Here is an 11,552-nt window from a genome sequence, read left to right as displayed (position 1 = left end):
ATAACAGTAATACGCAATTACCACCAAAGGATTTAGCGATAATGAATAAGCAACATCCCCTGTGCCGCCACTTAGAGGAACTAGAAAATGTGTCCTCTAAAGCGCCAGCTAAAGCACAGAGCCGCCCCAAACCCACGGAACCTTCCGAAAATACTCCGTTGAATCGCCCAGAAGCCACTCAGTGGACCTTCGACCCTAGCATTTGTGGTTAATACCTTTTCGCCTTGAGCTTGCTCGGCGCTCCGCTTTTTCCTCTCAGCGACATGGCGAGATTTCGGTTTCGCCACTTTCACTATTGTCTAAACCGCGAGTTTTAGACAAGCTTCATCAGCCGTGCTAATTGCGCATCCTTCATTTACCTAGTTTTTGATTTATTTTTCAGCTAAGCCGCTGTATTTCTCCATAAATCTGATGAAATTTTGACTTTTTATGTACTTTTTTTATCCATTTCACTTATACCCATGATTTCACGTTCTACACTCCACTGTAAGAGTGGTTATTTCTAACCCTCTATTTTTAATCACAGATTAAACAGTACAAGTTTCCGTTAGGGCATGACAAACGAGTTGCTGTTATTTATTCACTCAAGGAGTTAACGATGAAATTTAAAGTGTTAGCCGCCAGTATTTTAACAGTAGCCGCAATGGCAATGAGTCAAGGAGCCGCTGCAACCGGCTCTGGCGGTGGATGGGGTGGCGGAAATAGCTGCGGTGGTTGGGGCGGCAATAGCTGTGGCGGCGGCAGTGGTGGCCATCACGGCGGTGGATGGGGTGGCGGCGGCTACCATGGTGGTGGACACCATGGCGGCGGACGCATCATTGTTTATCCACAACCGCGTCCTGTACATAGACATTACCCTGGTTGCGGTCATATGCCCATCGTGCATCGCCCACGTCCACAACCACAACCTTGCTACACCTGCTATCAACCACGCCCACGACCAAATCCTTGTTACACCGGCCGTTGCCACTAATCACAGGGCGTTTTTTTTCGACACTAGAGTTGGCCAAGGATGGCCTGTCTAGTTGAGATGTTTAAAAATCACTCAGAAACCGTCAACAAGCTTATAAATTTCCTTATAAACAGTATTTTCACATCAAAACCTCACAAAAACATTTAATCTGCTTATAAAAAAGTCAAAATTTGCTCAAAACTGCTTAAAAAAAGCGCTTTTCTGCCGAAAATTTCACAATTTTTACACAATTTTGAACCAAAAGCCTTAGTTTGCGTCCTAGACTTATAGGAAGGGTTCCTGCACACCCTTTCATTGATAGGTTGGTGAAAACCAATAAAACGAACAGTACAGGGATTGTGTGAACGGGCATACACGTACTGTTGCAATACCCGACCAAGGAGTTACACATGAGATTGAAAGTAGTAGCAGCAAGCATGTTAGCCGTAACAGCGATGGCCCTGAGCCAAGGCGCAGCAGCCACTGGTAGTTGGGGCGGCGGCGGTAATTGGGGTGGTGGCTGTGGTACATCTAATTGCGGTGGTGGTTATCATGGCGGTGGGCATCGCGGCGAAAGACATCATGGCGGTTGGAACAGAGGTCATGGTGGCAGTGGATTTGGAATAGTCATTACTCTGCCGATCCGTCGTGTGGCGCATGTTCATCGTCCAGGTTGTGGACATATCCCAGTGGTGCATCAACCACGCCCACGCCCTGTCATTTATCATCCACGCCCACGTCCAGTCGTGTGCAATACCTGCCATAAGCCACGTCCGCGCCCTGTGTGCAACCCTTGTCGTCGCCACCACTAGGACACCACGTCATTTATCTCAACAAGAATAATACGCAACAAAGCTGTACCTTAGGGTATAGCTTTTTAAAAACTAAAAAGCTTAATCGCATAAGCTTTTATTGACATTAAACCCCTACCTCGCTTTATCATTAACCGCCTATCAATTAGACAAACTATTATTTTTCGCTGAAATAGGACATTAACATGATAAGTTTCAAACAATTCGCTACCGTAGCCAGCGCTATCATTGTCGCAGCCAGCACAGTGGTTTACGCTGCTGAGAAATCCCCTGCGGAGTCAGCTCAAGAATATCGCCAAGCTGGCTTTGAAATGATTCGCTATCATTTTGGCCCGATGGCTGGCATGGTGAAAGGTGAAATTCCTTTTGATGCTGCTACCTTCAAAACGAATGCAGAAGCGGTAGCCACTTTGAGTAAATTTCCAATGCATGGTTTTATTGCTGGTAGCTACGAAGGTGATACTGAAGCCAAACCTGAAATTGAAAAAAACATGGATGATTTCAAATCCAAAATGGAAACTTTCCAAGTCGCAGCGGCTGATTTAGCGAAAGCAGCAGGCGAAGCAAAAGACGTGGAAGGTATTAAGCCAGCTTTCGGCAAAACAGCGGAATCTTGCAAAGCCTGCCACAAAGAATATCGCGAAGAAAAATAAGTCTTTTCTCATTCGAAAAAAGGCTCGTTTAACGAGCCTTTTTTATTGGGTAGAGCGGTCGGTTTTAAATAAGCCTTAATAAGAGATTGATCGTGGCATACGTCACCATAAACACGACTAAAGCTAACAAAGGATTGGCGAACTTTATAGTACTTGCCTGAGGATCAGCAGGCTGAGTATTCGGCCAATCCGCTGAGCCTGTTAGCATCGCTTTCACTAAATTAGTACGCTTTTTGATGCGATAAAATGCAATCGCTGCCATGTGGAATAAGGCTAAAGCCAAAATAAAATTAAAAAATAGGTGATGCAGCCCCGTAATGCTACCAGCCGTGCTTTCAGAAACTAGATGGAACAACGGCCCCTCAAACATAATGTCATCACTCGCAAATAAGCCTGTTAGCGCCTGCGCCAGAATCGTTGCCAATAAGGCCAACACCATCCAAGCCCCTAAAGGATTATGACCTAAATGATAAGCGGTTCCTGAGGTTTTAAGATCACCTAAATGCGATAGCGCTTGGATAGGCGGCTTTACAAATTGGCTGAAGCGATTGGTATCACTGCCAATAAATCCCCACAAAATGCGAAAAATTACCAGTGATAATAAAAAAATCCCAACGCGCATATGCCATGGCATCCAGAGGCTAGTATTCTCAGCTTCCCCTGAGAACCACATGAAGGCAATACCCAGCACTAAGGTCCAATGAAAGACACGGGTGGGAATATCCCAAATCCTCACGGGATGAGAAGGCACATAAGTCGCTACTTTATCAGTTCCTTTTGCCATTATTTCAGTCCTAATACGTCTTGCATATCATATAAACCTGCTGGTTTAGTCGCGAGCCATTGCGCAGCCCTTACCGCACCTTTCGCAAACGTCATGCGGCTAGAGGCTTTATGGGTGATTTCTATACGTTCGCCAATATCAGCAAACATAACCGTGTGTTCGCCCACAATATCACCCGCCCGAATGGTCTCGAAACCAATGGTCTTGCGTTCACGTTCACCAGTATTGCCTTCACGCCCATACACGGCGCAATCTTTTAAATCGCGACCCAAGGCATTAGCGACTACCTCACCCATCCGCAAGGCTGTACCAGAAGGCGCATCAATTTTATAGCGGTGATGCGCTTCAACAATCTCAATATCGACTTCATCACCCAAAACCCGAGCCGCCATCTCCAGCAACTTAAAGCAAAGATTAACACCCACGCTCATATTAGGGGCAAACATGATGGCAATATGTTTTGCAGCCTCATGAATCGCAGCTTTACCAGCTTCATCAAAGCCCGTTGTCCCGATCACTATTTTCTTATTATGGGCTACGCACCATGCTAAATGCTCTAAACTCGGCTCAGGACGTGTAAAATCAATCAGAATATCGAAATCGTGACCAGCGACATCCAAAGATGGGGCAATAATGACACCATTAGCACCAATCCCTGCCACAGCACCCGCATCCGTATGCAATAAAGGACTCGAAGGATGTTCAGTCGCCACACTAACAATAACACCCTGCGCTTGTTGACAAGCTTCCATCAGGGTTTTGCCCATACGCCCCGAAGCACCAACAATAGCAATACGGGTCTGTTCAGTCATGGTTTACTCCTTGTTTGCTTTATCAGCTCCAAACAAATCATGCTTCACATCATCAATAAAGCCCTTGGCTTTATCGAGCCAACTGTATTCTTTAGGGCTATGACGCTTGCCACCTTCGTTCATCGAAGCATCTAGCTCTTCCAGCAACTCGCGTTGGCGTTTTGTGAGATTGACTGGTGTTTCCACCACGACCGTACAAATTAAATCCCCAAGGCTTGCGCTACGGACGGATTTTACACCTTTATTGCGTAAACGGAATTTCTTACCGGTTTGCGTCTCCGGTGGGATTTTTAGAGTCACTTTGCCATCCAAGCTCGGCACCTCAATTTCACCGCCTAAGGTCGCTGTGGTAAAGCGAATCGGTACTTCGCTATAGAGATTATCGCCATCACGGGTAAAGAGCTCGTGTTCTTTGATGAACACTTGCACATATAAATCACCCGATGGACCACCGTTGATTCCAGCCTCGCCCTCACCTGATAAACGTACACGATCGCCGGTATCAACACCCATTGGAATACGCACGGATAATTTGCGCTGTTCCTCCACCCGACCTTGGCCATGACAATCAGGACAAGGATCAGAAATAGTCTTGCCATTGCCATGGCATTGTGGACATGTTTGTTGTACCGCAAAAAAGCCTTGCTGAATGCGGACTTGACCTTGCCCATGGCAGGTTTTACAGGCCTGAGGATGTGTGCCTTTACGTGCGCCACTACCTTCGCAAGTTTTGCAGGTTTGCATGGAGGGCACACGAATCTCCACCTCAGTACCTGCCACCGCTTCTTCAAGACTTAATTCGAGATTGTATTGTAAGTCGCTACCACGATAGGCGCGCGTACCGCCACCACCACGACGTCCACCACCGCCAAAAATATCACCAAAAATATCTTCAAAAATATCGCCAAAGCCACCTTGAGGACCGCGCCCACCGCCCATGCCGCCATTCACACCGGCATGACCAAATTGATCATAGGCTGCGCGTTTATTGCTGTCGCTTAATACTTCGTAAGCTTCCTTGGCTTCTTTAAACTTGAGTTCTGCCTCTGCATCACCCGGATTGCGGTCGGGATGATATTTCATGGCCAAACGGCGAAACGAGGTTTTTATTTCACCCTCGGCACAGGTTTTGCTAAGTCCTAAAATCTCGTAATAATCGCGCTTGGACATAATTTACTACAACCCCAATCAAAAACGCTGACTCGTTAAACTGCTTAACTATAAATAAAAGCAGGCGCGCGAGCCTCCGCCCAACGCGCCTGCCTATTACTCAATCAGACAAATTAGTGTTTGTCTTTAACTTCTTCAAATTCCGCATCAACGATATCGTCATCTGCTTTCGCACCACCTGCTGAACCAGAAGCACCCGCATCACCGGTAGCACCCGCTGCACCACCCGCCATTTTCTGCATCAATTTGCCAGAAGCTTCGGCTAAGGCTTCGCTTTTACGCTCAATCGTGGTTTTATTGTCACCTTTGGCCGCATCGCGTAATTCGCGAATTAAGCTCTCGATATTGGCACGATCGGCACCATCAACCTTATCGCCATAATCGCGCAATGACTTTTCAGTGCCGTGGATCAGATTATCTGCTTGGTTACGCGCACTCACCAATTCACGTTGCTTACGGTCTTCTTCGGCATGAGCTTCCGCATCCTTAATCATGCGTGCAACTTCCGCATCCGATAAACCAGAAGAAGCTTTGATCACAATAGATTGCTGCTTACCAGTGGCTTTATCCTTCGCGGAAACATTCAAAATACCATTCGCATCAATATCAAACGTTACTTCAATTTGTGGCATACCGCGTGGCGCTGGTGGAATGTCTTGTAAGTCAAACTTGCCTAAGGATTTATTGTCGCGTGCCATTTCGCGTTCACCTTGCAATACGTGCACGGTTACCGCAGTCTGGTTATCGTCAGCGGTTGAGAAGACTTGTTGCGCCTTGGTCGGGATAGTAGTGTTCTTCTCAATTAACTTGGTCATCACACCGCCCAAGGTTTCAATACCCAGTGACAGCGGCGTTACGTCTAATAACAGAACGTCTTTCACACCACCACTTAATACACCACCTTGAATCGCTGCACCGACGGCAACCGCCTCATCAGGATTCACATCTTTACGAGGCTCTTTGCCGAAGAAGTCCTTAACCGCGTCCTGCACTTTAGGCATACGCGTTTGACCGCCGACTAAAATCACATCCTGAATTTGGGACGCGGATAAACCAGCATCTTTTAGCGCGATCTTGCACGGATTGATAGTGCGTGTAATCAAATCATCAACCAGCGCTTCCAACTTTGCACGCGTCACTTTAATGTTCATGTGCTTAGGGCCTGAGGCATCTGCCGTAATATAAGGCAGATTCACATCAGTCTGTTGGCTAGAGGATAATTCGATCTTTGCTTTTTCTGCCGCTTCTTTTAAACGCTGCATCGCTAAAGGATCACCCTTTAGATCTACACCAGAAGACTTACGGAACTCGTCCACTAAATAATCCATCAAGCGGTTATCGAAGTCCTCACCACCTAAGAAGGTGTCACCATTCGTGGACAATACTTCAAACTGCATTTCGCCATCAACGTCAGCGATTTCAATAATCGATACGTCGAAAGTACCGCCACCTAAGTCATAAACCGCAATCTTACGGTCGCCTTTAACTTTGTCTAAACCGTAAGCTAAAGCTGCTGCAGTAGGTTCGTTGATAATACGTTTGACTTCTAAACCAGCAATACGTCCTGCATCTTTAGTGGCTTGGCGTTGCGAGTCATTAAAATACGCTGGCACCGTAATAACAGCTTCCGTGACAGGCTCACCTAAATAATCTTCAGCGGTCTTTTTCATTTTCATTAGAACGCGTGCAGAAACTTCCGGTGGCGCCATTTTCTTGCCTTGCGCTTCCACCCAAGCATCGCCATTGTCTGCTTTAATAATTTTATACGGCACCAACTTAATATCTTTTTGTACCGCTTCTTCGTCAAAACGACGACCAATTAAACGCTTGACTGCATACAACGTATTTTGTGGATTAGTAACTGCTTGGCGTTTTGCCGTCTGACCTACTAATACTTCATCATCCACAAAGGCTACGACGGATGGCGTGGTACGATCACCTTCTGAGTTTTCAATAACCCGTGGCTTATCGCCTTCCATCACCGCAACGCAAGAGTTCGTGGTACCCAAGTCAATACCAATAATTCTACCCATCAGTTCATCTCCAAATATGTTTTAAGCACGAGGCTAATTTTTTTCAGTTAGGTCGTTAAATGGGGGAGGCTCTAAAACTTTTCAAGCATCTTTCCCATAATTTTTTACTGTTATTTTTTACAGACCATCACCATCGCGGGGCGGATCACACGGCCACTCAAGGTATAACCCTTTTGAAAAGAAGCAATGACACAGTTATTGTCCACATCCGGATTAGGCTGCATACTCATGGCTTGATGAAATTCAGGGTTGAATGGCTCGCCCTGAGCGGGATTAACGGCCACCAACTGGAACCGTTCCATCACTGATTGAAATTGTTTTAAAGTCAAATCCATCCCTTCACGGATTGAATTCAAATCACCATCTGCTTGCATACCCATTTCAAGGCTATCAATCACCGGCAATAAGCCTTCCGCGAAACGCTGTACTGAATATTTATGTGCATCTTCGACCTGCTTTTCATAGCGACGGCGTTGATTTTCCATATCCGCTTGTAAGCGCAAATTACGATCTTGGCTTTCTTCTAACTTGGCTTGAGCTTCTTGCAAGGCTTGTTGTAATTCAGTCAAACCAGTATCAAGCTCGGTATTTGATTCTGGCTCCATGGACTCCGTTGCCACATGGTGAATTTCTGCATCAGCTTTTGGCGCAAAAGGATTTTTAATCACATTATTCTCATCTAGTGAATTCATTTTGGGCTCTCCAACAGGGTATCAGCGCGACACATGCGTCACGCACTCGAAATTGCCCAATAAAAATGGGGATTCATCCCAAAAACACAAGGGTAATGGGTATTTTTTATCGAAAACTCAACATACCGCCCTATTTAGCAAACAGAATCAACCACTTCTCTTGACGCTTCCAACCAATCCTCGATATTGATTAATACCTGCCACAACTCAGTCTCAAGTTCCTGCTGAAAACCTAATTCCTTAACTAGCTCTACATGCCGCTCAGCGATCACACGTAATAAGGTTTCAGACCGCGCTGAGCCATACATACGTACCGAGCCACAAACTTGATGAGCAATCTGTGCCGCCTGTTCCCAATGCTGAGCGGCCAATGCCTCAAACAAGCGTGCTTTGCGATCCCGTAAAATGGGTAAAGAAAAGGCTAATAAATCATAGGTGCTTTTATAGCCTAGCTCCTGCTCAAGAGCTTGCAAACTATCAAAATTCATTGTCTCTGCTCTCTAAAAACGACCCTATGGGCATATGCCGGATAGTTAAGCGGTTTTGGTCTCGCTATGCTTCCATAGCAAAGCCATTAAATGCTGTAACTCAAAGGGCTTTGTTAAACAATCCTGCATACCTGCGGCAAAACATTGATCACGCTTTTCCTGTGTAGCATGGGCGGTCATGGCGATAATAGGTATCTTTTTTGATAAACCTATAGCATGTAGACGTTTTACCGTTTCAAATCCATCCATGCCCGGCATACTAATATCCATTAAGACCAACTGGATAGACTGAGCTGACGCGGTTTGTAAAACCATTAAAGCTTGAGGACCACTCGCTGCTAAGACCACGTGAATGCCATACTGGTTTAAAAAGCGCTGAATCATAAAGCGATTGATTTCATCGTCATCCACCAATAAAATCTGTTGTAAGGCAAGAGGAACTTGGAGCGGCGCCCGCATTAAAACTAAGGGAGCACTTGCTTGGGAGCACGAAGCCACAGGAAACAATAAATTGAAATAAAAACAACTGCCCTGCCCAAGCTGACTAGCCAAGACAATTTTACCGCCCATAGCCTGAACCAAACGTTGACTAATCGCTAAACCCAAACCGGTTCCACCGTATTCACGACTAATTGAACTGTCTGCTTGGGTAAACGGCTGGAATAAATGCTTTTGGTGCTCTTCTGCAATCCCGATACCAGAGTCTTGCACCGAAAATCTTAACTTCACCACTTGCAAACCTAGCTGGGAACTCTCCAAGCGCTCCACTTTAAGTGTCACAGTGCCACGCTCGGTAAACTTTACTGCGTTGCTTAAGAGATTTAAGAGCACCTGTACAAGGCGTGTTCGATCGCCGACTAGCCAAGGCAATGGGTCACACGCCATGTCTAAGTGCAAGCCCTTAACGCTGGCTTCTTGTCTAATCAGATCCTCGACATCTTTTAAACAACGTATTAACGAAAAAGGCTCTTGTAATAACTGGAGATTGCCCCGCTCAATCCGCGAAAAATCGAGAATATCGTCAATTAAACTGGAGATATGACAAGATGATAAATCGAGACGCTCCACATAGGCGATTTGCTCAGTCGATAAGGGCGTAGAACGCAATAAGGTGGTTAAACCTATCAGTGCATTAATCGGTGTGCGCAGCTCATGACTCATCGTTGCCAAAAATTCGCTTTTTGCCTGATTGGCGGCCTGCGCTGACTCGGTGGCAAGACGCAAATCACGCGTGCGCTGCACTTGGGCAAACGATAATAAAACCACGAATCCTAAGTAACCACTTTGAATGAGATAACGCTTTTCTGTCCAATAATCCTGATCAACACCTAAATTAATCAGCAGCATAGGACTGAAAGCCAAAGCCAACATAATAATCGCCAAACTCAAAATAAAAGCGATCCTCGAACCACGAATCGCGGCCAAGCTGGTAGCTGCAAATAAGAAAGGTAACACTAAGGCTCCCAGTGAAGCATTTATTAAAGCATTAAATTTAACTAAGGGGCTAAGCATGGCACCAGACAAAGCAATAATCATAAAGAAGAATAAGATTCTATCCAGCCATAGACTATATTGTTCCGTAGCAATCAGACTTCTAAAAAATACCAGCCCAGCAAATACGGCTAAAAACCCTGAAAAGGAACGTAGCCAAATATAAGCAGAGCGATTATTTAATAGCTCATACAGCACTCCATTGGAGGCACTTAACATCATCACTAAGGATAAAATGCAAACAATCAAACCAATATAGCTACGATCATGGAGCGTAATTAACAAAAATAAATTATAGGCAGCTAATGAAAGCATTGCCCCAAGAATTAGCCCATATAAAAAACGCTCATACTGTAAGTCGAGAGCAACTAATTGCTGGGGGGCTAATAACAATGAGAAGGCTAAAGGAGAATAATTATTTTGTAATTTAATATACAGCCAACAGCTAACATTCGGTTTGGTTTCTAGGGCATAAGTGGGCACAGGATAGCCATTTAATAGGCTTTGCTCCTGTGGCGGCGCACTTGTTGCTCTATCTTCTGTAAAAAGATAAGTATTTAAGCTCGTTTCGTAGCTGGTTTGTACTCTTAAAAACCAAGGATGCAAGTCTTGGCGTTGAACCATAAGGCGCACCCAAACAACAGCATCGGTATATCCTAAATTAAACTGATCAACTTCTGCGGCACGAAAGTACTTATCAAAATCCTGTTGACTAACTTGTTCAATACTTAATTGCCCGTTAATATCTTGATAGGTCTCTATAACGGGAGTTACAAAGGTAGTTTTATAGTCCTCAGTTAATACATTCTCAAAAGCACAAGCGCTCCATGGCAGGACAAGACACCAACCAATGACTAATAGCCTAATGAGCAATGCTCTCATAAGAAATTAAATTGAGCTATCTAACGGGCTACCAAAAAAATAAACTACGCCTTCATAAAAAAGCTGCCACGCTTCTTTAAAAACTCCAGCATTAAATCCTCAAACTCAGGCACAACTGATTGTTTAACACTCGAACGAGCTAATAAGGCTTCACTCCATTGTTGAATTCGCTCAGCTGTTTCGACATTAATCTTAAAATGCCGCTCCATAAAATCCAGACGCATTAATAAGGGTGCACAAGCCACATCGACTAAGCTTAACTCAGTTCCCGTAAAATAAGGACCAGTGGGATTTAATTGTTCACCTAAACGCTTTAGGCCATCAGAAAAAGCCGTTTTCGCCTTTTCAAAGGCCTCAGCATCAGGGGCATTATTCATTTGGAACTGGCGCACCAGTAAATCTGAGCTGAACTCCATCCAAGCGCGATGGGAAGCTTTGGTGAGTGGATCGCCAGGATGTAAATGCGGGGCATAAACTTCCTCAAGGTATTCTAGAATAATCGCAGACTCAAACACTGGCCGATCATTGACCTGCAATACGGGCACTTTTCCTAGAGGAGAAATTGCCTTGAACCAGTCAGGGTTATCTTCGTAAGGGTTAATATATTGAATGGTGTAAGGAACTTGCTTTTCCTTTAAGGCAATCACGGCACGCTGCACATAAGGGCAGATTTTAAAGCTGGTTAATACTAATTGATCACTCATATATCACCCTTAGTTCTAGCTGTTACTATGGTTAAACATTTGTATGGCGTTATGCTTAGCTTTTAACTCGACTCAATCT

12 protein-coding genes are annotated in these 11,552 nt (G+C 45.0%); 4 read left to right on the top strand and 8 right to left on the bottom strand.

The window, feature by feature from the left end; genetic code table 11:
- Positions 1–41 precede the first annotated feature (41 nt).
- The 4 genes from A3IE_RS22880 (at position 42) to A3IE_RS0113035 (ending at position 2,417) form a co-directional block, all read left to right on the top strand.
- On the top strand, positions 42–212 hold the full coding sequence (locus A3IE_RS22880; protein WP_020396064.1) for a hypothetical protein: 171 nt from the start codon (positions 42–44) through the stop codon (positions 210–212).
- Positions 213–598: 386 nt separating this feature from the next.
- Entirely contained in the window at positions 599–973 is a 375-nt protein-coding gene (locus A3IE_RS23085) for a hypothetical protein (RefSeq protein WP_020396063.1), read from the top strand.
- 389 nt (positions 974–1,362) lie between these two features.
- Positions 1,363–1,764: a hypothetical protein gene (locus tag A3IE_RS22150; protein WP_020396062.1), complete on the top strand. Its 402-nt coding sequence runs from the start codon at positions 1,363–1,365 to the stop codon at positions 1,762–1,764.
- A gap of 185 nt (positions 1,765–1,949) precedes the next feature.
- Complete coding sequence (locus tag A3IE_RS0113035; protein ID WP_020396061.1) at positions 1,950–2,417, top strand: c-type cytochrome; 468 nt, start codon at positions 1,950–1,952, stop codon at positions 2,415–2,417.
- Positions 2,418–2,481: 64 nt separating this feature from the next.
- Here A3IE_RS0113035 and A3IE_RS0113030 read toward each other — a convergent pair whose 3' ends face one another.
- From A3IE_RS0113030 to A3IE_RS0112995, 8 genes are all read right to left on the bottom strand, one after another.
- Positions 2,482–3,201, bottom strand: coding sequence for a cytochrome b/b6 domain-containing protein (locus tag A3IE_RS0113030; RefSeq protein WP_020396060.1), 720 nt, complete (start codon positions 3,199–3,201; stop codon positions 2,482–2,484).
- Entirely contained in the window at positions 3,201–4,013 is an 813-nt protein-coding gene (gene dapB, locus A3IE_RS0113025; protein ID WP_020396059.1) for a 4-hydroxy-tetrahydrodipicolinate reductase, read from the bottom strand. The genes A3IE_RS0113030 and dapB overlap by 1 nt, the downstream gene beginning before the upstream one ends.
- 3 nt (positions 4,014–4,016) lie before the next feature.
- Entirely contained in the window at positions 4,017–5,183 is a 1,167-nt protein-coding gene (gene dnaJ, locus A3IE_RS0113020; RefSeq protein ID WP_020396058.1) for a molecular chaperone DnaJ, read from the bottom strand.
- 113 nt (positions 5,184–5,296) lie between these two features.
- Complete coding sequence (gene dnaK, locus A3IE_RS0113015) at positions 5,297–7,216, bottom strand: molecular chaperone DnaK (protein ID WP_020396057.1); 1,920 nt, start codon at positions 7,214–7,216, stop codon at positions 5,297–5,299.
- Between the two features lie 110 nt (positions 7,217–7,326).
- Positions 7,327–7,908: a nucleotide exchange factor GrpE gene (gene grpE, locus A3IE_RS0113010; RefSeq protein ID WP_020396056.1), complete on the bottom strand. Its 582-nt coding sequence runs from the start codon at positions 7,906–7,908 to the stop codon at positions 7,327–7,329.
- Between the two features lie 134 nt (positions 7,909–8,042).
- On the bottom strand, positions 8,043–8,396 hold the full coding sequence (locus A3IE_RS0113005; protein WP_020396055.1) for a hypothetical protein: 354 nt from the start codon (positions 8,394–8,396) through the stop codon (positions 8,043–8,045).
- A 45-nt stretch (positions 8,397–8,441) separates the two neighbouring features.
- Entirely contained in the window at positions 8,442–10,769 is a 2,328-nt protein-coding gene (locus A3IE_RS22145; protein ID WP_083900643.1) for a hybrid sensor histidine kinase/response regulator, read from the bottom strand.
- Positions 10,770–10,813: 44 nt separating this feature from the next.
- Complete coding sequence (locus A3IE_RS0112995; RefSeq protein ID WP_020396053.1) at positions 10,814–11,473, bottom strand: glutathione S-transferase family protein; 660 nt, start codon at positions 11,471–11,473, stop codon at positions 10,814–10,816.
- Positions 11,474–11,552 lie beyond the last annotated feature (79 nt).

The organism is Thiolinea disciformis DSM 14473, from assembly GCF_000371925.1.
GTDB classification, from domain to species: Bacteria; Pseudomonadota; Gammaproteobacteria; order Thiotrichales; family Thiotrichaceae; genus Thiolinea; species Thiolinea disciformis.
Note: the sequence above shows the minus strand (reverse complement) of the source record. Positions and strands in the feature narration are given on the sequence as shown.

Coding starts and splice junctions, on each gene's coding strand:
- A3IE_RS0113030 (WP_020396060.1), bottom strand. CDS start 3,201: ATGGCAAAAGGAACTGATAAAGTAGCGACTTATGTGCCTTCTCATCCC.
- A3IE_RS0113035 (WP_020396061.1), top strand. CDS start 1,950: ATGATAAGTTTCAAACAATTCGCTACCGTAGCCAGCGCTATCATTGTC.
- dnaK (WP_020396057.1), bottom strand. CDS start 7,216: ATGGGTAGAATTATTGGTATTGACTTGGGTACCACGAACTCTTGCGTT.
- A3IE_RS22145 (WP_083900643.1), bottom strand. CDS start 10,769: ATGAGAGCATTGCTCATTAGGCTATTAGTCATTGGTTGGTGTCTTGTC.
- A3IE_RS23085 (WP_020396063.1), top strand. CDS start 599: ATGAAATTTAAAGTGTTAGCCGCCAGTATTTTAACAGTAGCCGCAATG.
- A3IE_RS22880 (WP_020396064.1), top strand. CDS start 42: ATGAATAAGCAACATCCCCTGTGCCGCCACTTAGAGGAACTAGAAAAT.
- A3IE_RS22150 (WP_020396062.1), top strand. CDS start 1,363: ATGAGATTGAAAGTAGTAGCAGCAAGCATGTTAGCCGTAACAGCGATG.
- dapB (WP_020396059.1), bottom strand. CDS start 4,013: ATGACTGAACAGACCCGTATTGCTATTGTTGGTGCTTCGGGGCGTATG.
- grpE (WP_020396056.1), bottom strand. CDS start 7,908: ATGAATTCACTAGATGAGAATAATGTGATTAAAAATCCTTTTGCGCCA.
- A3IE_RS0113005 (WP_020396055.1), bottom strand. CDS start 8,396: ATGAATTTTGATAGTTTGCAAGCTCTTGAGCAGGAGCTAGGCTATAAA.
- A3IE_RS0112995 (WP_020396053.1), bottom strand. CDS start 11,473: ATGAGTGATCAATTAGTATTAACCAGCTTTAAAATCTGCCCTTATGTG.
- dnaJ (WP_020396058.1), bottom strand. CDS start 5,183: ATGTCCAAGCGCGATTATTACGAGATTTTAGGACTTAGCAAAACCTGT.